The organism is Leisingera sp. M658, assembly GCF_025144145.1.
In the GTDB taxonomy this organism is placed as follows: Bacteria; Pseudomonadota; Alphaproteobacteria; order Rhodobacterales; family Rhodobacteraceae; genus Leisingera.
Genome location: NZ_CP083546.1, coordinates 847,316 through 868,224 on the forward strand (window position 1 = coordinate 847,316; position 20,909 = coordinate 868,224).

The following is a 20,909-nucleotide window of genomic DNA, read 5'->3' on the forward strand; positions in this document are numbered from 1 at the left end:
ACTGGGCAATTGAATGGCCCCTCGTTTCTTAGACGCTTTGCTTGGTAATTTTGGAAGCAAGAAGACAGTGATGTCAGGGATTGGTTTTACAGATGAGTTCAAGCGTGATGCGGTCGCACAGGTAGTGGACCGCGGATATTCAGTTGCTGAGGCGTCCGAGCGTCTTGGGATCGGCACCAAGTCACGTTGATACGTGGAAAGCCCAGTTTTCGCAGCCGCGTAAACAGATCAAGGGGAACACAGAACAGGCCTCAGAGATCAAACGCTTGAAGAAGGAACTGGCCCGTGTTTCGGAGGAGCGCGATATCTTAAAAAACGGTTCCGGGCCACCGCTCGCCTGTGCGCGCTATAAACAGCTCGTGCTATACTTTGCCCGAAGGGCAGTTGCCGATGGCTTATTGGAGGGTCTGACCCCGTTAAAAAACGTGGCACATGGGCTGATGCGCACTTGAGAGTGGTGACGCCGCCTTTGCGGCGATCCCGGTTAGGAAGATGACGAACTTGCATGGCCCACGTCCTTCGGTTTGAACGGAGGAGATGTCATGACAAAGCCCAAGACCAGCGACCACCCGGATCTTAAGAAGGTCAACTCCAATGCGGCGGCGGTTGATATCGGCTCGACCATGCACATGGCAGCTGTAAACCCTGACACTGATACCATGTCGGTGCGCGCCTTCGGGACGTTCACCCTGGCCTGCCCCCTGCTGGCCCCTCGTTCATAATGAGAGTCTGCAGGTTGGATTTTGGTATTCTGGTTCCCCGTCTGGCGCAAGCGCGCCGGGCGCGGAGCCCTCAAATTGCTCAAGCGTTCGGCGCGCTTGCTGCGGCGTCTGGTTGGCCAGTGACGAGTGTGGCCTGATCGTATTGTAGTCGTAGCGCCAGAGGGCCAGCTTACGGCGAGCGTCGTCCAGGCTGTCGAATATCTCCTCGTTCAGCAGTTCGTCCCGGAGACTGCCGTTGAAGCTTTCGATGAACGCGTTCTGCTGCGGCTTGCCCGGATCGATGTAGTGCCAAGGCACGGTGTTCTCGTCGGCCCATTTCAGGATCGCCCGACTTGTGAACTCGGTTCCATTGTCGCTAACAATGCAGCCGGGCTTGCTGTAGACCCGGATCAGGGCGCTGAGCTCCCGGGCAACCCGTGCGCCGGAGAGGCTCGTGTCCGCGACAAGGCACAGGCATTCCCGAGTGCAGTCGTCGATTACCGCCAAGATCCGGAACTTCCGCGAGGCGCCGAAGCTGTCGGACATGAAGTCCAAGGACCAGCGCGCATTGGGTTGTCCCGCGACCGGCATCGGCGTCCTCGTCCCACGTGCGCGTTTCCGGCCACGCCGCCGCTTCACGGACAGCCCTTCTTCGCGATAGATCCTGTAGAGCTTCTTGTGGTTCATTGTCATGCCCTTGCGTTCCAGCAGTACGCCGATCCGGCGGTAGCCGAACCTGCGCCGCTTGGCGGCGATCTCCTGCATCTCCTTGCGGATATCGACACTGTCCGGCGGGCGTTCACGCCGGACGGTCTTGGGGTCGACACCAACCAGCCTGCAGGCCCTGCGCTGCCAGATGCCATGATCCCGCATCACCCGGAGCGCCGCATCTCGCCGCTTGATCAATGTCGTCAGTTCTTTCCCAGCAGGTCTTTCAGCACTACGTTGTCCAGCATCGTGTCTGCCAGCCGCCGCTTGAGCTTGGCATTCTCATCCTCGAGCGCCTTCAGCCTGGCCGCCTCGGACACTTCCATACCGCCATACTTGGCCTTCAGTTTGTAGAACGTGGCGGTGCTCAGGTCATGCCTGCGGCACACCTCAGCCGTCGGCATCCCGGCCTCCTGTTCCTTGATCATCCCGATTATCTGCGCCTCGGTGAAACGGCTCTTTCGCATGTGTCTACTCCTTCAGAGTTGGCGCAGACTCTACATCACGGTGAGGGATTTCGCGGGGGGCAGGTCAACCCAAGACCTGGACGACCTTGCCGCATGGTTCCGGTCGTGCGGTATTCCCACCGTGGCGATGGAGTCGACCGGCGTTTACTGGATACCGGCCTTTGAGATCCTGGAGGCGCACGGCTTCGAGGTCATCCTTGTGAATGCCCGCTATGCCAAGAACGTAAGCGGCGTCTCCACCTCACCCTGGATCAGCTTGACAGCTGGAAGTTCCAGGGGAGGAGTTCATCGAGCCGGTTAGCGGGGTGACCTGCAGCGATGGCTTCGAGGGTGGCCTTGAGGTAGGCGAAGGGCTCGGCGCCGTTGATCTTTGCCGTGGCGATGAGCGAAGCGATGCGGCCGCAGGCACGGCCGCCTTCATCATGGCCGGCGAATAGCGCGTTCTTTCTTGTGAGGGCCAGTTCCCGTTCATTCTGCCCATGTCGGGCAGACTTGTCGCGTTCATTATCGATGGCATGCCTATTTCGGATCAGATGTAACGGTTTTTCGCGCCCTGCGGCGGGGTGACGGCCAGTATGTTGCGCTGGAACGCGATCCCGGGGTCGCGGTCATGTCGCCGGCCTGGGTCCTAGACGCTTCGGCTTGTTCAGTGATGACACTTGGGTCACCGATGGTCTCGACCGTTGCTTTGGTTGATCTGCATGCAGTTCTCAGATCTCTGGGGTTCCGGCGAGAATTTGTCGATGAAGGATCGGCAATGAAGGCCGAGCATGATCCCGAAGCATCGAATAGAACAGGCACAGTTGCCCCTGCCATTTCAACCGAACCCAATAGCGAGACTTTCGAAGGAGGACTGGACAACCGCTCTGACGGTGCTGGCGCAATTGCTGCTGGCGGCCGCCGGGGCCAATCCGGAGGAGGTGGAAGATGAGCGTTGAACATGGCGCTTCGCTGCCGCCCGCCCTTCTGCAGCGCCGGGCCGTTGTTTATGTCCGGCAATCGACCCAAACCCAGGTCATGGTCAATCTGGAGAGTCAGCGTCGGCAATACGATTTGGTTGAGACAGCGCGTGGGTATCCGCCACAGCCCGGGCCTTGGCTTCATCCGGCCAACGCCGGTGACCCGACGCGTAGATTTCCACGCCCAACGATTTGAGAAACGAATTTGTAGCGCACATTGCGAAACGCACTCCCCACTGTGAGATGTGCAAGATCTCGCAGCACGGGATAGGCGCTACAACGTGGGGCCGGGACAGCGATTACCCAAGAACGTTCCGGGCCGCAAAACCGATATCAGCGACGCCGGATGGCTGCGGCAGCTACATTCCTATGGTCTGCTGCGTGGTAGCTTCCGACCCGAGGCCGAGATAGCCACTCCCCGATCTTGGCGTGCAGGTCTTTGACTTGTTCTTCATCGACTTCAGGTGCCTTCCGACTGTTGCGCTCAAACACGCCAGACGCGCCTTCATGCAGAGCCCGCTTCCATTGATGGACCATCGTGGGATGCACCCCAAATCGGCTTGCCAGTTCGCTGACCGTTTTTTCGCGCTTTCAGCGCTTGTAACGCCACCTTGGCCTTGAAATCTGGATGGTGTTGCTTCCGTTTCGATAAATCTGATCTCCTTCGTGTTGAAGATCAGCAGATAGAAAATTGCAGCTTACGTGAGTGTCCGGATTACGGAGGGTAGCTCACTCCGGGCCGGTTTCACGGGGCAGGGCCACTTTGAATGTATTTGTCTCTACAGTTGAACAGATGGCTCAAAAATGAATCGACTATCGTTGATGTCGGTCTATGAAGCGGTCGCCACAGTTTGACAGTAAACTTGCCTGCACCTCTCATCGGGCGCACGCCAATCTGGTGATCCTTGGGAAAGCTCTTCGCAGTAAAAACGCTCACAACAGCAACGCCCACACCCTTCGCAACCATCGAAGCAACAGTTGTAGACATTGGTGTTTCAACACGCACAAATGGGTCTATTCCAATCTCTGCAAAGGCATCATCCATTCTCTTCCTGTGAGCGTCGTGAGGCGGAAAGACAATCAAAGGCTCGTCTGCAAGGTCTTTCAGGGACAGCGTTTCGATGTTCTCGAACCGGTGTCCCTTCGGGAAAATACAGACCAAATCCGGCTCTGCAAAAATCTCAGTGGCAACTCCTGGAGGGTCGCTGCTGTATTCGGCCAAAGCGAGATCAAATCGTTGCGCAGACATCATTTCCGCAATGATATTTGACCGTCTGGTTTCGACAGAAACGCTTACTTCCGGGAACTCTTCGCAGAAGAGGGCCACCGCGTCCGAAATGAATCCATATGATAAAACGGGCGCACAAACGATGCCCACGTGGCCTTTTTGTTTGAGGCGCAGCGCGGTCGCAGTCTGTTGGATTCGCTCCAACCCAACATAAGAGCTCTCCACTTCCTCATAGAGAACTTGACCTTCCTGCGTTAGGTGAAGGCGACCCTTAACGCGATCAAAAAGGCGCACCTTGGTAATTTCCTCCAGCCGCAGGATCGACCGGCTGATTGAGGATTGGCTGGTGTTCATTATCTCTGCAGCGGCGGTTGCGGTGCCGACTGTTACGACCGCTCTGAATGCTTCAATCATTCTGTCGTTGATACGTATCGACATTGCCAGAGAGCTTTCGAGTTAGGGACGTCCGGAAGGTCCACGATCCGCTCAGGACCCAACGTGGAGCTCGCTTCATATCAATAATGCATAGACTTGATAGCAGCAAGCATTGGTTTGGATGGTGAACGGGCGGTAACCTTTTCTACACCATCGGCTGCCAAGGCCAGCAGAACTTCACTGAGGGCTGTCTCGAGCAAACACCAGACCAGGAAAATGCTCAGACCATTCAGTGAATTTAGTGAGCTGAGCTTCGAGCTGTCATTTGGGTAATGAACATGAATTCTTCCAACGGAGGGGAAAATGAAGAACCTGTTTTCAATGCTATCCTGCGCAGCAATGGCGGCTGGGGGACTTAGCATTGCGGCTCCTGCAGCTGCGCAATCCACCCTTGAAACCGTAAAGGCCCGAGGTCATCTCAACTGCCAGGTTGGGCCGCCGCGTGCAGGGTTTTATCAACTGCTCGAAAGTGGCGACTGGGAAGGCAGCGATGTAGCGGTCTGCCGCGCAATGGCCGCTGCAATCTTCGGAGACCCGAACAAAGTTGAGTTCCAGTCCGTTTCAGCATCCGTGCGCTTCACATCTCTTGCCAATGGCGAATCTGATGTGCTTTCCCGGACGGCCACCTGGACTGTTGGTCGTGACGCAGCCCTGGGCATCGATTTTACCGCTCCGGTGTTCCACGATGGCCAAGGTTTTCTTGTGCGCAAAGACAGTGGTATCAAGAGTGCCTTTGATCTGACAGGTGCCACGGTTTGCGTGATTACCGGGCACACTTCGGAAGCGACCCTTCAGGATTTCAGCCGAGCCAATAATCTGGATATTCAGGCTGTTGCGTTCGACGATTCCGCTATCGTCAACGAAACCTACCTAAATGGCGGGTGTGATGCGATCACCACCGACAAGGGGGTTCTTGCCTCAGAAGCCCGTGGTTTCCCGGAACCGTCCGAACATGTCGTATTGCCGGAAATCCTGAGCAAAGAGCCACTGACACCTGCGGTTCGCAATGGTGACAACCAGTGGGGCGACATCGTTCAGTGGACCGTATTTGCGTTGATCAATGCCGAAGAACTGGGCATCACCCAGGCGAATGTCGAAGAGATTGCAGCCAATCCGCCTAACCCGCTTGTTGCCCGTTTCCTGGGCGCCGAAGGCGAGCTGAACACGGGCCTTGGTCTTCCAAAGGACTGGGTTGTGCATGCGATCAAAGCTGTTGGCAACTACGGTGAGATCTACGAACACTACTTGGGTGATGGTCGTCCCGAGGCGCTGGGTATTCCCCGTGCAGGTTCTGCTAATGCGCTTTGGACCGAAGGCGGTCTGATGTTCTCACCCCCTTTCCGTTGATCTGAAAGGAACCTAACAATGGCAACCACTTCACATAGCCGCACCGTGCCTGTTAAACCTCCCAGAAAAGAGCGTTTTACCGCTGCAGGTATCAAGAGCATCTTCTATCAATGCGCTGTCGTCGGAGTGGTTGCATTGATGGGATGGTATCTCTACGACAACGTATCGAGGAACCTGCAAAACCTAGGGCTTGCCTCTGGGTTCGGGTTTCTCGACATCGAAGCACCGTTCGATATTTCCTGGTCGGTGGTGCCGTATGAGCCCGGGGACAGCTACGCCCGGGTGTATGCAATAGGGATCACAAATACACTGATTGTCGCCGCGATGGCGATTGCGGCCTCTACCGGACTTGGCTTCCTGATCGGCATTGCGCGTCTGTCAAGAAACTGGCTGATCTCGCGTCTGGCGTCAGTTTATGTCGAGGTTGTACGCAATACACCTGCACTCATTCAGGTTCTATTCTGGTTCCTCGCGGTCTTCTCGATCCTGCCTAGGCCAAAAGACGGGGTTGATGTGGCCGGATTGGGGATTTTGCAAGTCAACAACCGCGGCATCTACTTTCCGCGCGCACTGCCGCAGGATGGGTTTAATGTCACATTACTTGCGATTGCGATTGCTGTTGTTGCGGCGATCGTGTTGGGAATATGGGCGCGGAGGCGCCGCATTCTGACTGGTCAACGGTTTCCAGTGGCTCTCGTAATGCCTGCAATATTGGTGCTGTTTCCCGCGACGGTCTTTGTGCTGACCGGGGCACCACTGAATTGGGAAATCCCGGTCTTGAAGGGCTTCAACCTGACTGGCGGGATCTCCTTTCCCCCAGCAATGTGCGCGGTGGTTCTGTCGCTGTCGATCTATCACGCCGCCTATATCGGCGAAGCCGTGCGGGCCGGGATCATGTCGGTCAGCCCGGGGCAGGGAGAGGCGGCTTTTTCGCTTGGGATCAAGTCAAGTTGGTCGATGCGGATGATAGTTCTTCCGCAGGCGCTGCGCGCGATTGTTCCGCAACTTATCAGCAACTGGATGAATGCCGTAAAGAACACGTCGCTTGCCGTGGCAATCGGCTTTCCCGACCTTGTAGCCCTGTTCTTGCAAACCTCGCTGAACCAGGTGGGATATGCAGTCGAAATCGTGGCCATGGTGATGATCTTCTACTGTTCGGTCAGCATCACGATCTCGCTCCTGCTCAACTACTACAACAAACGCGTTCAGCTGAAGGAGCGGTAAGATGTCAGATACCCCTAAATCCACAGCGTCGCCCGTGTCCGCAGACGCGATCATTTTCCAACCGAAACCTGCCAAGGCACCGCCCTCGGAAACGGTTGGTCCCATCCATTGGATGCGGGAAAACCTGTTCTATTCCTGGCTGAGCACAGCGATCACATTGATCGGCCTGTACTTTATCTACACAACCGTGACCGGCCTGTATCACTGGGGCGTGGCCGATGCCGTTTGGGAGGCGTCAAGCCGCCGCGAATGTCTTGATCAAAGCCCGCATGGAGCCTGCTGGGCCGGTATCTCCGCCTGGTACAACAGTATCATCTACGGCCGTTATCCTGACGAAGAGCAATGGCGGATTAACCTCGCCTTTGGTTTGCTGATCTTTTGGATGCTGCCGATCTGGCTGGAGAAAGTACAGGCACGCGCGTGGTTTGGCATCTCTGCCGTGCTGATCTTCCCGTTCCTTGCTGGCTATCTGTTTGCGGGAGGCGCGCGCGGCTGGTTCATGCAATTCGCATTGCTCGGCGCGATTGCCACATTGATCTGCAACTGGCTGCATGCGGTACTTTGTGTGCTGACCGGAAATGGGTTGCCCAAAACAGCTGTGGCCCTGTTGGGAATGACCAACAAACCAGATCGTCTGCATAAGTATGCCCTGGCGACAGTGGTTGTTGTGATCTTCGCCATTGTCTACGCATTTTTTGGATCGTGGGAGCCTGTGCAGGTCAAAACCAATCTCTGGGGCGGTCTGTTCCTGACATTCGTGATTGCTGGGATCGGGATCACCGTGTCGCTGCCGATGGGCATCCTTCTGGCACTGGCGCGGCGTTCGGAATTGCCTGCGGTCAAGGTTTTGGCCGTCAGTTTCATTGAGCTTGTACGCTCTGTCCCATTGATCACCGTCCTGTTCATGGCTGTGACTATGGTGCCCTTGTTTCTGCCGCAGGGTGTTGAGTTGAACAAGCTGGTACAGGCCATCGTCGGTGTCTGTCTGTTCTTCTCAGCTTATATGGCTGAGACCGTGAGGGGCGGGTTGCAGGTTGTTGCCGTCGGCCAAACCGAAGCGGCCAAGTCGCTCGGGCTTGGGTACTGGAGAACCATGTACCTGGTTGTGCTGCCGCAGGCACTCAAGGCGATGATCCCGAATATCGTCAGCAACTTCATCGCGCTTTTCAAGGATACGACGCTGGTCTCAATCATTGGCCTTTATGACATGTTGCTGATGCTCAAGGCGATTGGCCGGAACTCATCTTGGATCGGACTGCATCACGAGCCGCTGATCTTTGGCGCAGCCATCTACTTTATCATCTGCTTTGCGATGTCAAAATACAGTCAACACTTGGAAAACGTTGTCGGTGGCGGCGCATCAAACAAGCGTTGATCCGGGAAAGTAAGGAATGAATATGACCCAGCCACTTCAAGCCAATCCGATCAACAGCGAAGCGACTGCAAAAGCTGTCATCGAAATGAAGAATGTAAACAAATGGTATGGCGAATTCCATGCCTTGAAGGACATCAATCTGGCAGTAGCCCAAGGGGAACGTATTGTCATTTGCGGCCCTTCGGGGTCAGCCAAGTCGACGCTGATCCGGTGCATAAACCGGCTGGAGCAATACCAGCAGGGTGAGATCTACGTGCATGGCAAGCTGGTCGAAGGGCATGCAAAAAGCGTTGATCCTTCGGTCAGCGATGTTGGAATGGTGTTTCAGCAGTTCAACCTGTTTCCCCATCTGACCGTTCTGGAAAATTGCATCTTGGCGCCGATGTGGGTCAAGAAGATGCCCCGGCGCGAGGCGGAAGAGATTGCCATGAATTACCTCGCCCGGGTGCATATTCCCGATCAAGCCGGAAAATATCCCAAACAGCTTTCTGGTGGACAGCAGCAACGGGTCGCTATTGCCCGTTCGCTTTGCATGAACCCCAATATCCTGCTGTTTGATGAACCGACCTCGGCGCTTGACCCTGAGATGATTTCGGAGGTGCTGGAAGTGATGACAGAACTGGCAGAATCGGGGATCACGATGATCTGTGTGACACATGAGATGGGGTTTGCCCGCCAGGTTGCGGACCGCGTCGTGTTCATGGATGCAGGTGAGATAATTGAAGAGCAGCCGCCGGAATCCTTCTTTGACAACCCCCGAACAGATCGTACTCAGTTGTTCCTGAGTCAGATCCTCGGCCACTGAAAATCGCCCTCCTGAACAGGTGGCTGTCAGGGGCGAACCTTGCCAGCCGCTGCGGAAATCAAAGCAAATGAATCTGCGTGAACTGCGGTATCTTTCCAAGTCGGACGTTCAGTCTCTGGGGCTTTCATACTCCGAGATTGCTGATGCGATCGCCAAAATTCTGCGCAGGAAACAGAACAATGCAGCATGGAACAATCCGAATTCAACCATCAGCCCATATGAAGGGACGCGGTCGATTTCGTTCCATGCGGCTGCGTTAGATCCCGCATTTTCGGTTCACAAAACCTTGGGCCTGTCCCGTGACAACAGCGCGCGCAACCTTCCGCATCTCGGGGGCCTGATAAACGTCCATGACGTGCATACCGGGCATCCGGTTGCCATTTTGGAATGTGAAGAAATTACCGGGCTTCGCACGGCGTCGCTCTCCCTGCTGGCCTCCCGGTATCTTACACCCCGCCGCAAGGTCCAGACTATTGGCTTTGTCGGGGCTGGGCGGCAGGCTTCATTCCATCTGGAGGCTTTTCTGTCTGAATTCGACCTTAGAAAGGCAATCCTGTTTGGCCGCGAAGGCGGCAGTTGCTGCCGCCTGGCCGATGAGTGCCACTCGAAAGGCTTGACGGCATTGGTGACGCCGGACTGGCAAGAGGTGTTGCGAAGCGCTGATATTGTCGTGACCTCCGTTCCGGACGGACCCGGTTTTAAGCCATTTTTGGACGCGTCGATCCTGTCCGAGGCATCGTTTGTGGCTGCCGTTGATGCCGGTCGGTCGTGGACTCCCAGCGGTCTTGGCTCTTTTGATGAGCTAGTGGTCGATGATGTCCCGTTACACAATATGAAACCCTACGTGACCGGGGTGAAGCCAGACGGAGATCTGACCAGATTGGTCTGCGGCACACCGGGTTCAAGAGGATCACAAAGATCCGGGTTTTTCTTTACTGGAATTGCAATAGCCGACCTAGCAGCGGTTGAATTGGCACTGCAAAAAGCTGAGGTCATGAAGGTGGGCACGGTTCTGCAGCGGTGATGAAAGTCCACTGTGCCCGAAGGCTTGAAAACTGAGGTGCCGTCACATTTGCCCGGGCATCTTGCGCTGCTGAACGGATGATCTAACTCCACTTTTGTGGAGCTATTCGCAACCGTCCGGTCTGAAAGCGGTATGATCCCGGTTCCGTCAAATACGAAAGTCTGGATTGCCGTCGGCATCACGGACAACCGTCGCGCCCTCAACCATCGTCTGGGCAACCATCTGACGCTTGAAATCGCGAGGATAGTTCCCCTGGCCTCTCTTCCTGCCCATAGAATAGTGTCCACTATTTTTTCGGACGTAACCGAGGCTGGGTACAATCTGGGCTACCGTTTAAGCGCGATTGATCGTCAGTTTGCGGGCGCTTCACTATAATGCCCCGTAAAGCCGGCCGACACACGCATAGGACCGCGGCCCAACAGGGCCGCGCAGCCATCTGTCAGAACGTGCTTACTCTCTGCTCCAGCAGCCCCGATTTTGTAAACTCAAAGAACCGGTCCGCCCGCTTTTGCAGAACCGTTTTGTCGTGTGAGATAAGCAGCACAGCGGCTAATGTCTGGGCCGCATAATCAGCAATAATATCAATAGCCAGGCGCTGAATTGACATATCCAGGCGTGATGACGGCTCATCGCAGACCAGGAACCTCGGCTGCGCCAGCAGAACCCGGACAATCAGTAACCGCTGCAATTCTCCACCGCTGAGCTGGTCAGGGCGCCGCAGCAGCACGGACGGATCCAGGTTCAGCTTGGCCATCAGCGCCGATTTGGAATAAAATCCCGTCCCCGAGGCCGGTGTCAGCTTGTCAAATACATCTCCCAGGATAATGTTCGGCGGGAATGCATTTGCCGGGTTCTGAAACAGTTTCTGAAACTTGGTGCGCTCAGCACGGATCAATTTTCGGTCCGCCGTTTCATCAAACCAACGGACCGAACCAGAGGATGGCTTGAGCAGCCCTAGGCATATATCCGCCAAAGTGGACTTACCTACTCCGCTCGGCCCCAACAGCCCAACAACCTCCCCCTCACGGATATCAAGCGTTGCGCCGTTGACGACCGGGGCGCCCTTGGCAAACTCAAAGGTCACATCCTGAATACTAAGAACCGGAGCTGCATTGTTTGCCGTTCTGATATATTTCTCGGGCCACATCCGCGGTTCACTTTTGATCATGGCCTGCGCAGCGTGGCTACCCGGCCCGTTCAAAATCTGCGCAGCATTCCCCTGCTCGGCAATTTTGCCCTGCTCAAAAATAACCAGATCGTCTGCCAGATCGCGCGCCACATTCAAATCATGCGTAATAATCACCAGCCCACGGCCGGTTTGCTTAAGCAGCTTAAACAGCTCGATGGTGCGCAGCTTGCTGGTTTGGTCCAGACCTTTGGTAGGTTCATCCGCAATGACAAAACTGGCGCGTGCGGCCAGCGCCATCGCAATCATGACACGTTGTTGCATCCCCCCGGACAACTGCCCCGGAAATTTCAAACCGTCCGCTGGTTTCAGGCCAACCTGTGCAAACAGATCCTCTGTTGAGGCCCAGGGGCACCGCGGATCACGCCGCCAGCGCAGGATTTGCGCCAGCTGCTTTCTCACGGCCATCGTGGGATCAAGCGCCGCCGCAGGCTCCTGAGGTAACACAAAAACATGATCGCGCCACAGCGGCCCAGCCGCAGGCTGGTGATCCAGCAGAATGTCACCGCTCACCTTCAGGTCTGGCACCGGTAGCCCGGACAAAGCGGCTGCAAACAGGGATTTACCAGACCCGGATCGACCTATGACACAGCATGTCCGCCCCTGTGTAAACTGCATTTGCGGCACATCCAGAGACAGCTGATCAGCTGACAGCGTCATATTGCGGACTTCAAGACTATGCATCGGAGCTTCTTGGTTTGGGTGCAGGCATGGATTGCGACACGATCAACAACGCCAGCACAACCCAGACAATTGCCGCCACTGGCGCCGCTAGCTGGACCGGTGAAATCTGCCAATAGATCCGCAGATCATTAATCATCATGCCCCATTCGGCCTGTGGTGGGGCAATGCCAACCCCCAGGAAACCGATGGTGGCAATCGACAACACGATCTGGCCAACGGAAACAGCCCCAAGTGACAGCAAATATGACGTCATGACCGGCAGAACCTGAAAGCGAAAGATCCGCCAGCCGCTCGCTCCGGCGAGCCGCGATGCCAGCACATGGTCACTGTTCATCAGCTGATTGCCAACAGCATATGACAGACGGAAATACTCGGGCCATTTAACCAACCACAGTAAGAAGATGATCACAGCTGCGCCACCGCCCAGAACATCCGCCAGCAGAATGATGACCAGTAAGCCAGGCAAAGCATAAACTGCATCCGAAAAGAGCGTCAAAGCAGCGGCGATGGCGCCGCCGAACCACATTGCCACCCCCGCAAGTGCACAGCCCGTCACCAGGCTAAGCGCAATAACCGCAACGGCGATACCCGCTGAATAGCGCGCGCCATGCAACACGCGCGCCAGTACATCACGGCCAAGCTGGTCGGTGCCCAGCGGGTATTCCGCAGCAGGCGGAGACAACGCCGCCAGAAGGTTTTGCGCATTGGGGTCTGCCGTATAAAGTACCGGCCCCAGGCTAGCCGTCAGAATGAATAGAAGCGATAGAAAGACACCCAACCGCCAAGCGCCGCGAGTCCGCACCATCATTGTGCCACCCTTTGCCGGTAGATCCGCCAGGTCAGGATCTCAGCCAGTGCTGTGCTAAATAGATAAAACACGATCAGAGAGAGAACCAGCCCCTGCATCAGAGGCACATCAAGCGCCTTGACCGCATTGATCAATGCCCATCCTAATCCGTGATAGTTAAACACCATCTCAATCACGATCACGTCGTAAATCAGGAACATAAACACGACCGGCAGGTAATTCAGCATGGGGCGTATCGCATTCTTCAGACCATGGCGCCAGAACAGCTGGCGTTCGGGAACCCCCCGCATCAACGCATGCTGCATATAGGGCTGTTGACGTACGTCAATCACCGCAGCCCGCACCACCCGGCTGAGTGGGCCGGAAACTGAGAGCGCGATAGTAAGTATCAACACCCAAAGCCGTGACCAGCCGGATGTTCCGCTGAGCGTCGCCAATCCCAATTCAACCACTAAAATCTGTACCATGACAATCGCAACCAGAAACGCCGGGATTGTCGAAACCCCAGCACTGATTGCCGACAGCACCACATCCAGCTTGCTCCCCGGATTTCGGGCACAAAAGAAACCAATGGGCACAGCCAGCCCCACACCCGCAATGAACCCCCAGAACACCGTCCGCAGGGAATTCACCCCGTGGTGCACAATGTCATGCATCACATCCCGGCCGCTGACCAGGGATGTGCCAAAATCCAGCATCAAGGTACTGACCAGCCATTCCCCGTATTGAACGATCACTGGCCGGTCCAGACCGTAGGATGCGCTGATCACATTGGCCAGAGCCTGATCAGGCTCAGCGCCGGCAAATCTGGCCGCTGCGATTTGCAGGGCCAGATTTTCCGGAAGAAGATGCACGGCCCAGAACGAACACGATGCAACAAGCAGCGTGATTGCCAAGACAAGCAGGGCCTTCTTTGCCAAGAGCGGGGCAAGTGTCATTCAGGTTCTCATTTCGCCCAAATCAGGCGGTTCAGACCAAAGTCACGCTCATAGACATCAAACTCGAAGTTTGAGATCGTATCAGAGACAGCATAGACGTCGTCATACCATGTGACCGTGACCATCGGCTGTTCGTCGTGGATCATTGCAACCATATCCTGCCGCAGGGTCTTCAGCTCGGAGGGGTCGATGGTTTTCTGGTAGGTTTCAACCAGGCCATCGAACTTGTCGTTGTTCCAGTTCATGGAGCCCCAGAAGCCACCGCTTTGGTAGAAATTCTCGGCCAGCGCGCCAATCGGATCGGGCACGTAGACAAAGCTGTCCGATACGATACCCGCCTCCAGCGTTCCATCAGTGTGACCTTCGGAGATGATGGTCCAGTCGCCCTGTTTGATCGACATATCAATGCCGACTTCTTTCAGCATGCCCTGAATAGCCACACCGATAACCGGCAGCTCAGGGCGCGAGTCATAGGTGCGCAGTTCAATCTCAAACCGCTCACCATCACGGGTCAGAATGCCGTCTTCGCCCTTCTCAAATCCTGCATCGGCCAACAGCGCTGCAGCTTTGGCAGGATCATAGGCAAAAGGTGCCAGGGATTTGTCGTGCCAGGCTGGCAGGCTGGCCGGAAACAGCTGTGATGCTGCAGTGTCTGGATTGCCGACAATAGATGTGGCGATCCCCTTGCGATCAATCGCATAACTAATGGCCTGACGCACGGCCACCTCATCCAGAGGTTTATGAGCCCCGTTCAGTTTGAGAGCGCGAACACGTGGGATGGCTTGGATGTCCACATTCACATTGTTTGCACCTGCCAGCATCCGCTTTGCGGTGACAGGCAGGCTGAACGCAAATTCGACTTCTCCGGCCTGCACCATCGCCTGACGTGCCTGTGCGTCGGGAACAAACAGGTATTCGACCTTGGAAATTGCAGGCCGAACATCCCAATAGCTGGTATTGGCCGCCAGTTTCAGCGTCGCCGGATCCGAGGCATCCGTTATCATATAAGGGCCGGTTCCCGCCAGGCCGCTCGCACGCTCATCGGTCAGATTTGCGGCAGAAATGATGGCCGTATTCCAATCCGCCAAGATCGCCGGCAAGATCGAATATGGACGCTCCAGCGTAATGACCACCTCGTCCTGTTCAAAGGTGATCTCTTTTACGGGGGCAGTTCGAAGCGAGCTTTCTTCCTTGAAGGCTTTCAGGTTGGCTGCGACGGTTTCTGCCGTCAGCGGACTGCCATCATGAAAGGAAACCCCCGACCGAATCTTGAAACGCCATTGGTCCAAAGTCTCGTTTACGACCCAACTTTCGGCCAGCAATCCGACGATCTCGCCTTCTTTGGTCGGTTTGGTTAGCGTCTCAACCACACCGGACCGCGATAGCGCTGTTCCAGAAGAGGGCTTCAAGGCACCAATTTTCCATGGCGAGGCAATCCGGATCGTATCATCTGCTGGATTAGCTGCCACTGGAGCGACCGCGGTCAATAAAACCGAACAGCTTGCAGTCGCAGCAAAAATAACATGTTTCATGGTGAAAATTCCTTACTGCCACGCCGGCCACTTGGAGTATTTTGAAGTGGCTAGCGACGAGTTCCCTTGAGGGTAGAACCCGCAAGGTGCATGAGTTCATCAAGCGCTTTTGCCACCTGTTTTTCGATATGCTGGCAAGACCAAGAGTGATCGAGGCTGGCATGCGGGCATTACCTGACAGTTTCAGTAATGTAAATACATGAGACGCGTAACGTTCTGCATCTGCTGCTCTCTATACCTTCATTGCCACTTGCATCGAAATGGGCAGCACGATCTCCGCATGCTGCGACGCTCAGGGTCTGCCAGCGTTCCCATCGAGCTCTGCTTAACCGATGTAAAGACCTGTGGCGGGATCAACCAGCAAGCCGAGGCTATATCACCAGCGCATGGAAGCCTGCTTCAACTACATTGGAAGGGGCAGTTTTCATGTATTAGATGTTCATCAACTCCAAAAACTCAGAGCGGTGGTCAACCAGTAACTCTGAACAGTGGAGGACGCCTTACGAACGCACAACCCATACAGGGTTAGACATGACGAATTTCTATACTGAAGCTTACGCAGAGCCGACGAAGGAAATGCGGGAAGCAGGAACTTATGCGCCGGTTGGGAACTCCCTAATCGGCGAAGACCCCAGCACCAACGCCCTTCTTGAACGTGCCGCTGATTTTTTGGGCAAGGAGGCAGCTCTGTTCATGTCTTCGGGCACGATGTGCAATGAGGTGGCCGTGCGGGCACACACCAGGCCCGGTCAGGAAGTCATCTGCGAAAAATCCTGCCACATCATCAACTTTGAATGCGGTGGCCCTGCCGCTATAAGCGGTGCCATGATCCACTCGATTGAAGGGGACCGGGGTATGTTCACCGCCGATCAGCTGTCCGAGGCTATCCGCAGTGGCAACCCCTATTTACCCCAGACCGGCCTGGTTACAGTGGAACAAACCGCGAATATGGCAGGTGGCGCAATCTGGCCGCTTGAACAGCTGCGCAAAGTAGCCAACACAGCCAAACAGGCCAACATTCCAACACACATGGATGGCGCCCGACTGATTAACGCGGTCGTTGCCTCCGGCCATCCAGCTTCGGAAATGACCAAGGGCTATGACAGCGTCTATATGGATTTCTGCAAGGCGCTCAATTGCCCAGTTGGTGCCGTATTGGCCGGCTCTAAAGAGTTCATTCAGGAAGCGTGGCGCATTCGCCAGATGATCGGTGGGGGGATCCGCCGCACCGGTATGCTGGCAGCCATGGCGAACTATGCCTTGGATCACCATGTCGATAGAATTAACGAAGATCACCAACTGGCCCAATACATCGGGGAACGAGTGGGGAACATTAAAGGTGTAGCCTCTGTTGCGGCTGTTGAAACGAACATCGTGATCATCGACTTCGATCCCGCAGGGCCTGCTGCGCCTGAAATCGTTGCAAAACTGAAAGAGAACAATGTTCTGGTTGGTGCCTTCGGCAAATACCGGATCCGTGTTGTCACATTCATGGGCCGAACCCTGAAGGACGGCGAAATCCTGTGTTCAGAATTGGATAAAGTCCTGAACGGATAAGCTGCCAGTCGCCACCGCCCTATTCATACCGGACGGTCGCGACCTAGGGCAGAAGCATACTTGCGTAGATCAGAGCCGATCCTTCGGAACCTGTCTCTTTGCATATCTTCCCCCCCCCAACACTACGGCAAGACTCTCCAGTGAGCTACTCCCCGATCGTTGGACAGTTTCCGCGTAATTAAGCTACTCTCTGCCCCTGCTGACCGAGCTGGGTTGCGTCTTTCTCAGCCAATTGACCACGTCTGGCGGTCTGCCGCCAAGGGCGGAATGTGGGTGCTTCCGATTGCAGAATTCCACCCATTTTCCAACGCCTGCCTTTGCACGCCAAACTGGCTTGCCAGCTCCGCGACCGTTCGCTTGCCCTTCAAAGCCTTAAGCGCAACCTTGGCCTTGAATTCAGGCAAATGGTTCTTCTGTTTCGACGTCTCTGATCTCCTCTTCGTCGAAGATCAGCAAACAGCAAATCGTAGCTTACGTCAGTGTCCAGATTTCAGGGAGTAGCTCGTAACTGAACTGACCAATGCCGCCATAGGGCGGGTATATTGTGCCTGGCTGTTCGCTTCGCTCAGCGACCCGGTTGATCTATATCAAAACTGCATGGTAGATCAATTACACGGCATTGGTATGAATTGCTCTGTCCATGTAAACTCTACTCAACATGCTGTAATTGAACAATAAAAGAAAACACCAACATTGTGTGTCGCCGTAGTGGATGCCGTCAGAAGTGACCGCCTCCAGTTCGTGCGCAAATGCGGAATGTGACTGCCGCCACGACGTTTTCCGAAGCCGTTCTTCTACAGCCAATATTGGATAGGAGCTAAATGGATGGCAGGAGAAACTACGGGTCGCCAATGGGCACCATTGCCGGCAAGTGCAGATGATGTCGTTGCCGACTTTTACAGTGACATGAAGTCGATCCCGACCAAAGGGATGCTGGACGCATTGCTCAATGCTCGTGTTGGTGACGTTCAGAAGGGTGAGGACCCGACAACAACGGAACTGTGTCAGCGCGTGGCTGAAATGCTGGGCAAAGAGGCGGCGATTTTGCTGCCTACGGGGACAATGTGCAATGAGATTTCCATTAGAATTCATTGCGCTTCAGGCTCTGAGCTGATTGCTGAAAGATCCTCTCATATCATCAATTTTGAAGCGGGTGGCCCTGCGGCTCTCAGCGGCGTGATGATGCATTCGATCGATGGCGAATTTGGGCGTTTCACTGCTGAGCAAGTGCGTGCCGCCTATCGGCCGATTTCGCGTTATGCGCCGGAAACCTCGTTGGTAGCAGTCGAACAAACAACAAATCTCGGCGGTGGCGGAATCTGGAGCTTGGAAGAGCTCGGAGAGATTGCGGAAACCTCGAAATCGCTGGGATTGGCGACACATATGGATGGTGCGCGGTTGTTGAACGCCTGTGTGGAAACCGGGGTCTCCGCCAAGCAATATGCGACTGGCTATGACTCTGTCTGGATCGACCTCACCAAGGGATTGGGCGGTTTTTCCGGTGCGGTTCTGGCCGGGACGGACGACTTTATCAACCACGCCTGGCGCTATGCGCAGCAATGGGGCGGCGGGTTGCGCCAATCCGGTTACATCGCCGCGACCGGGCTTTATGCGCTGGATAACAATCTTGAACAACTAGCCCGTGACAATGCACTGGCCAAAACCATTGGTGCGCAGATCGCGACCTTGCCGCATATCTCAGAGGTTTTGCCGGTTGAGACCAACATCGTGATCTTCAATCTGGATGAAAGCGGACCGGATGCGGCAACGGTCGTGTCCAAGTTGCGGGACCAGGGCGTCCGCCTTGGTGTCTTTGGCGAACGGACGGTTCGGATCGTTACTCATATCGGCGTAGGGCCTGAGGGCGGAGATCTGTTGATCAAACGCCTGCGCGCCCTCCTGGAAGAATAGTTTTCACATTGGCAGCGGTGTGTCCGCCTCTGCAACCGATCATGAAAGATACATGACATGCGCGACTTTTTCTCAGACACCAAGACGATTCCGACACGAGCCATGCGAGAGGCCATCCTTGACGCTCCCGTAGGCGACGAACAAAAAGACGAAGATCCGACAACCCGTGCCCTTTGCGAACGTGTTGCCGCGCTCTTGGGTAAAGAAGCCGCTATTTTGCTGCCGACTGGTACCTTGTGCAATGAGATTGCGGTCAATGTGCAGACCAACCCGGGCGACGAGGTGATCTGCGAGGAAAGCTGCCATTTGATTAACTTCGAAACTGGCGGCCCGGCGGCGATCAGCGGCGTGATGATCCGCACCATTGCTGGAGAAAACGGTATCTTTGAACCTGCTCAGCTGCGGGCGGCAATCAGGCCTGCATCCCGCTATGCGCCGAAGTCGGCGTTGCTGTGTGTTGAACAGACCGCCAATATGGGCGGCGGCACGATCTGGCCGCTGGAAAAACTCAATGCGGTCGCTGAGATCGCGCATAGCGCCGGATTGGCCACGCATATGGACGGCGCACGGCTCCTGAACGCAAGCGCCGCCACCGGAATTTCTCCTGCAGACTATGCCGCTGGGTTCGATACGGTGTGGATCGATTTTTCCAAGGCTCTAGGCACTCCGATGGGGGGCGTTCTTGCAGGTTCGGCTGAGTTCATCCAAGAGGCATGGCGCGCCAAGCAGCAGATGGGCGGGGCCATGCGGCAATCAGGCATTCTTGCGGCGATGTGTCTTTATGGGCTGGATCACCACGTTGACCGGCTTTCTGAGGATCACCGTCTGGCCAAGTATCTGGCCGATCAGATCCGCGCGCTGCCACAGGTCGCGCATATGCAACCTGTCGAGACCAATATCATCATTTTTGATCTTGATGACAGCGCGCCACTGGCCGCCGATATCGTCGCGGGTATGAAGGCCGACGGCGTTCTGATTGGGGCATTCGGTCCCCGCAGAATTAGGATCGTCACTCATCTGGATGTTGATATGCAGGCTGGCGAAGACTTGTTGGTGGCCCTGAAAAAGCAGCTGTAAAGCGCGCCTTTCACGGTCGAAGGTACCTCCCCTGAGGCAAGGGCAAGCAGATCTGTCGAGCAGGTCAATTTAGGAGAAAAAAATGAACCCGACCACACTGTTCATAGGCGCAGGAAACATGGGGAGCGCGATCATCAAAGGATATCTGTCGGCTGGTGGCAAGGCGGGAGACATATCCATCGTTGATCCGTTTGTTCAAGACAGCACGAAACAGGCACTGGCAGGTGCTCATTTCTATTCTGACTTTGAGAGCCTGGATCCAGCGCTGCGCTTTGATATGGTTGTGCTTGCGACCAAGCCGCAAGTGTTCCTCTCGGTAAGCCAGGACATCGAAAGGGTGACCGCAGCGAACGGGACGATTGTTTCGATCATGGCCGGGATCGGCAGCGAGACGATTTCAACGGCTGTTGGAGGAAATCTTTCAGTTGTGCGCTGCATGCCCAATATGGCGGCATCCAAGGGATATTCGGCGAATGTCGCCTTTACCAAGGACGAGACGAAGAAGCAGGGTTTCGAACGCTTGTTTGGCGGGTCCGGGACCGTGCGTTGGGTCGACAATGAGGATCAGATCCATTTCACAACCGCTGTTTCAGGAAGCGGCCCGGCCTATTTCTTCGCTTTTGTCGAAGCACTGGCCGCTTCGGGAACAAATGCTGGGCTTGATTCCCGGTTGGCGATGGACCTGGCAATTGATACGCTTATCGGGGCCAGTGAATTGCTGAAGTCCGATCGCGATCCGGAAACACTTCGCAAAAGCGTTACGTCCAAAGGTGGCACAACCGCTGCTGCGCTAGAGGCGTTCGCGCACAATAACAATCTCCAGGCAGTAGTTGATGACGCAACCTCGGCTGCAATTTTGCGATCAAGAGAACTTGGAAATCCGGCTTGATCCTGCTTCAAGATAGAGCAGTAGGCTCAATCAGGGGGTGAGAGAACAATAGCA

Annotated in this window: 18 protein-coding genes and 3 pseudogenes; 13 read left to right on the plus strand and 8 right to left on the minus strand. The window is 55.5% G+C overall.

The annotated features are described in order from the left end of the window. Nucleotides 1–70 precede the first annotated feature (70 nt). A pseudogene (locus K3724_RS23935) lies at nucleotides 71–179 on the plus strand (transposase); the annotation flags it as partial. A 363-nt stretch (nucleotides 180–542) separates the two neighbouring features. Continuing rightward, the gene (locus K3724_RS04340; protein WP_259990421.1) at nucleotides 543–722 is read left to right on the plus strand and encodes a hypothetical protein; all 180 of its coding nucleotides are present in this window, start codon (nucleotides 543–545) and stop codon (nucleotides 720–722) included. Here the strand turns inward: K3724_RS04340 and K3724_RS04345 are convergent. Next, nucleotides 717–1,876, minus strand: a protein-coding gene (locus K3724_RS04345; RefSeq protein ID WP_259990423.1) for an IS3 family transposase whose coding sequence is annotated in 2 segments (ribosomal slippage) — nucleotides 717–1,627 and nucleotides 1,627–1,876 — 1,161 coding nt in all. Because the reading frame shifts where the segments join, the coding sequence is not laid out codon by codon here. The two genes, K3724_RS04340 and K3724_RS04345, sit on opposite strands and share 6 nt — an antisense overlap. Nucleotides 1,877–1,934: 58 nt before the next feature. On the opposite strand from K3724_RS04345, the pseudogene K3724_RS23940 reads away from it, so the two are divergent. Beyond that, nucleotides 1,935–2,108, plus strand: a pseudogene (locus K3724_RS23940) (transposase); the annotation flags it as partial. Nucleotides 2,109–2,127: 19 nt separating this feature from the next. Here K3724_RS23940 and K3724_RS04350 read toward each other — a convergent pair. Beyond that, nucleotides 2,128–2,343: pseudogene (locus K3724_RS04350) on the minus strand (transposase domain-containing protein); the annotation flags it as partial. A 303-nt stretch (nucleotides 2,344–2,646) separates the two neighbouring features. On the opposite strand from K3724_RS04350, the gene K3724_RS04355 reads away from it, so the two are divergent. Next, nucleotides 2,647–2,814: a hypothetical protein gene (locus K3724_RS04355; RefSeq protein WP_259990425.1), complete on the plus strand. Its 168-nt coding sequence runs from the start codon at nucleotides 2,647–2,649 to the stop codon at nucleotides 2,812–2,814. A 766-nt stretch (nucleotides 2,815–3,580) separates the two neighbouring features. Here K3724_RS04355 and K3724_RS04360 read toward each other — a convergent pair. Further along, nucleotides 3,581–4,477, minus strand: coding sequence for a LysR substrate-binding domain-containing protein (locus K3724_RS04360; protein ID WP_259990427.1), 897 nt, complete (start codon nucleotides 4,475–4,477; stop codon nucleotides 3,581–3,583). Nucleotides 4,478–4,801: 324 nt separating this feature from the next. On the opposite strand from K3724_RS04360, the gene K3724_RS04365 reads away from it, so the two are divergent. From K3724_RS04365 to K3724_RS04385, 5 genes are all read left to right on the plus strand, one after another. Then, complete coding sequence (locus tag K3724_RS04365) at nucleotides 4,802–5,845, plus strand: amino acid ABC transporter substrate-binding protein (protein WP_259990429.1); 1,044 nt, start codon at nucleotides 4,802–4,804, stop codon at nucleotides 5,843–5,845. An 18-nt stretch (nucleotides 5,846–5,863) separates the two neighbouring features. Beyond that, the gene (locus K3724_RS04370; RefSeq protein WP_259990431.1) at nucleotides 5,864–7,069 is read left to right on the plus strand and encodes an amino acid ABC transporter permease; all 1,206 of its coding nucleotides are present in this window, start codon (nucleotides 5,864–5,866) and stop codon (nucleotides 7,067–7,069) included. A 112-nt stretch (nucleotides 7,070–7,181) separates the two neighbouring features. Next, nucleotides 7,182–8,444: an amino acid ABC transporter permease gene (locus K3724_RS04375; protein ID WP_259990433.1), complete on the plus strand. Its 1,263-nt coding sequence runs from the start codon at nucleotides 7,182–7,184 to the stop codon at nucleotides 8,442–8,444. A gap of 85 nt (nucleotides 8,445–8,529) precedes the next feature. After that, entirely contained in the window at nucleotides 8,530–9,249 is a 720-nt protein-coding gene (locus K3724_RS04380) for an amino acid ABC transporter ATP-binding protein (protein WP_375545337.1), read from the plus strand. Between the two features lie 67 nt (nucleotides 9,250–9,316). Then, nucleotides 9,317–10,273, plus strand: a complete 957-nt coding sequence (locus tag K3724_RS04385; protein ID WP_259990435.1) for a hypothetical protein — start codon at nucleotides 9,317–9,319, stop codon at nucleotides 10,271–10,273. 439 nt (nucleotides 10,274–10,712) lie between these two features. Here K3724_RS04385 and K3724_RS23805 read toward each other — a convergent pair whose 3' ends face one another. Genes K3724_RS23805 through K3724_RS04410 form a run of 4 tightly spaced genes read right to left on the minus strand, consistent with a single transcriptional unit; the run spans nucleotide 10,713 to nucleotide 15,421 of the window. Then, on the minus strand, nucleotides 10,713–12,143 hold the full coding sequence (locus K3724_RS23805) for an ATP-binding cassette domain-containing protein (RefSeq protein WP_311200201.1): 1,431 nt from the start codon (nucleotides 12,141–12,143) through the stop codon (nucleotides 10,713–10,715). Further along, complete coding sequence (locus tag K3724_RS04400; protein ID WP_259990438.1) at nucleotides 12,136–12,951, minus strand: ABC transporter permease; 816 nt, start codon at nucleotides 12,949–12,951, stop codon at nucleotides 12,136–12,138. The genes K3724_RS23805 and K3724_RS04400 overlap by 8 nt, the downstream gene beginning before the upstream one ends. Continuing rightward, the gene (locus K3724_RS04405; protein WP_259990440.1) at nucleotides 12,948–13,889 is read right to left on the minus strand and encodes an ABC transporter permease; all 942 of its coding nucleotides are present in this window, start codon (nucleotides 13,887–13,889) and stop codon (nucleotides 12,948–12,950) included. The genes K3724_RS04400 and K3724_RS04405 overlap by 4 nt, the downstream gene beginning before the upstream one ends. An 8-nt stretch (nucleotides 13,890–13,897) precedes the next feature. Then, complete coding sequence (locus K3724_RS04410) at nucleotides 13,898–15,421, minus strand: ABC transporter substrate-binding protein (protein ID WP_259990442.1); 1,524 nt, start codon at nucleotides 15,419–15,421, stop codon at nucleotides 13,898–13,900. Nucleotides 15,422–15,952: 531 nt separating this feature from the next. Here K3724_RS04410 and K3724_RS04415 point away from each other — a divergent pair. After that, on the plus strand, nucleotides 15,953–16,978 hold the full coding sequence (locus K3724_RS04415) for a low specificity L-threonine aldolase (RefSeq protein WP_259990444.1): 1,026 nt from the start codon (nucleotides 15,953–15,955) through the stop codon (nucleotides 16,976–16,978). A gap of 224 nt (nucleotides 16,979–17,202) precedes the next feature. Here K3724_RS04415 and K3724_RS04420 read toward each other — a convergent pair whose 3' ends face one another. Next, a complete protein-coding gene (locus tag K3724_RS04420; RefSeq protein WP_259992729.1) occupies nucleotides 17,203–17,382 on the minus strand; it encodes a hypothetical protein in 180 nt (59 codons plus the stop codon). Between the two features lie 421 nt (nucleotides 17,383–17,803). On the opposite strand from K3724_RS04420, the gene K3724_RS04425 reads away from it, so the two are divergent. The 3 genes from K3724_RS04425 (at nucleotide 17,804) to proC (ending at nucleotide 20,855) form a co-directional block, all read left to right on the plus strand. Beyond that, nucleotides 17,804–18,889: a low specificity L-threonine aldolase gene (locus tag K3724_RS04425; protein ID WP_259990446.1), complete on the plus strand. Its 1,086-nt coding sequence runs from the start codon at nucleotides 17,804–17,806 to the stop codon at nucleotides 18,887–18,889. A gap of 57 nt (nucleotides 18,890–18,946) precedes the next feature. Further along, entirely contained in the window at nucleotides 18,947–19,966 is a 1,020-nt protein-coding gene (locus tag K3724_RS04430; RefSeq protein WP_014875452.1) for a low specificity L-threonine aldolase, read from the plus strand. Between the two features lie 82 nt (nucleotides 19,967–20,048). Further along, complete coding sequence (proC, locus tag K3724_RS04435; protein WP_259990454.1) at nucleotides 20,049–20,855, plus strand: pyrroline-5-carboxylate reductase; 807 nt, start codon at nucleotides 20,049–20,051, stop codon at nucleotides 20,853–20,855. Nucleotides 20,856–20,909: the final 54 nt, after the last annotated feature.

What these genes read in the sequence shown, in the direction of transcription:
- K3724_RS04340 (WP_259990421.1), top strand. Translation starts at nt 543, where the DNA reads ATGACAAAGCCCAAGACCAGCGACCACCCGGATCTTAAGAAGGTCAAC.
- K3724_RS04355 (WP_259990425.1), top strand. Translation starts at nt 2,647, where the DNA reads ATGATCCCGAAGCATCGAATAGAACAGGCACAGTTGCCCCTGCCATTT.
- K3724_RS04360 (WP_259990427.1), bottom strand. Translation starts at nt 4,477, where the DNA reads ATGATTGAAGCATTCAGAGCGGTCGTAACAGTCGGCACCGCAACCGCC.
- K3724_RS04365 (WP_259990429.1), top strand. Translation starts at nt 4,802, where the DNA reads ATGAAGAACCTGTTTTCAATGCTATCCTGCGCAGCAATGGCGGCTGGG.
- K3724_RS04370 (WP_259990431.1), top strand. Translation starts at nt 5,864, where the DNA reads ATGGCAACCACTTCACATAGCCGCACCGTGCCTGTTAAACCTCCCAGA.
- K3724_RS04375 (WP_259990433.1), top strand. Translation starts at nt 7,182, where the DNA reads ATGCGGGAAAACCTGTTCTATTCCTGGCTGAGCACAGCGATCACATTG.
- K3724_RS04380 (WP_375545337.1), top strand. Translation starts at nt 8,530, where the DNA reads ATGAAGAATGTAAACAAATGGTATGGCGAATTCCATGCCTTGAAGGAC.
- K3724_RS04385 (WP_259990435.1), top strand. Translation starts at nt 9,317, where the DNA reads ATGAATCTGCGTGAACTGCGGTATCTTTCCAAGTCGGACGTTCAGTCT.
- K3724_RS23805 (WP_311200201.1), bottom strand. Translation starts at nt 12,143, where the DNA reads ATGCATAGTCTTGAAGTCCGCAATATGACGCTGTCAGCTGATCAGCTG.
- K3724_RS04400 (WP_259990438.1), bottom strand. Translation starts at nt 12,951, where the DNA reads ATGATGGTGCGGACTCGCGGCGCTTGGCGGTTGGGTGTCTTTCTATCG.
- K3724_RS04405 (WP_259990440.1), bottom strand. Translation starts at nt 13,889, where the DNA reads ATGACACTTGCCCCGCTCTTGGCAAAGAAGGCCCTGCTTGTCTTGGCA.
- K3724_RS04410 (WP_259990442.1), bottom strand. Translation starts at nt 15,421, where the DNA reads ATGAAACATGTTATTTTTGCTGCGACTGCAAGCTGTTCGGTTTTATTG.
- K3724_RS04415 (WP_259990444.1), top strand. Translation starts at nt 15,953, where the DNA reads ATGACGAATTTCTATACTGAAGCTTACGCAGAGCCGACGAAGGAAATG.
- K3724_RS04425 (WP_259990446.1), top strand. Translation starts at nt 17,804, where the DNA reads ATGGCAGGAGAAACTACGGGTCGCCAATGGGCACCATTGCCGGCAAGT.
- K3724_RS04430 (WP_014875452.1), top strand. Translation starts at nt 18,947, where the DNA reads ATGCGCGACTTTTTCTCAGACACCAAGACGATTCCGACACGAGCCATG.
- proC (WP_259990454.1), top strand. Translation starts at nt 20,049, where the DNA reads ATGAACCCGACCACACTGTTCATAGGCGCAGGAAACATGGGGAGCGCG.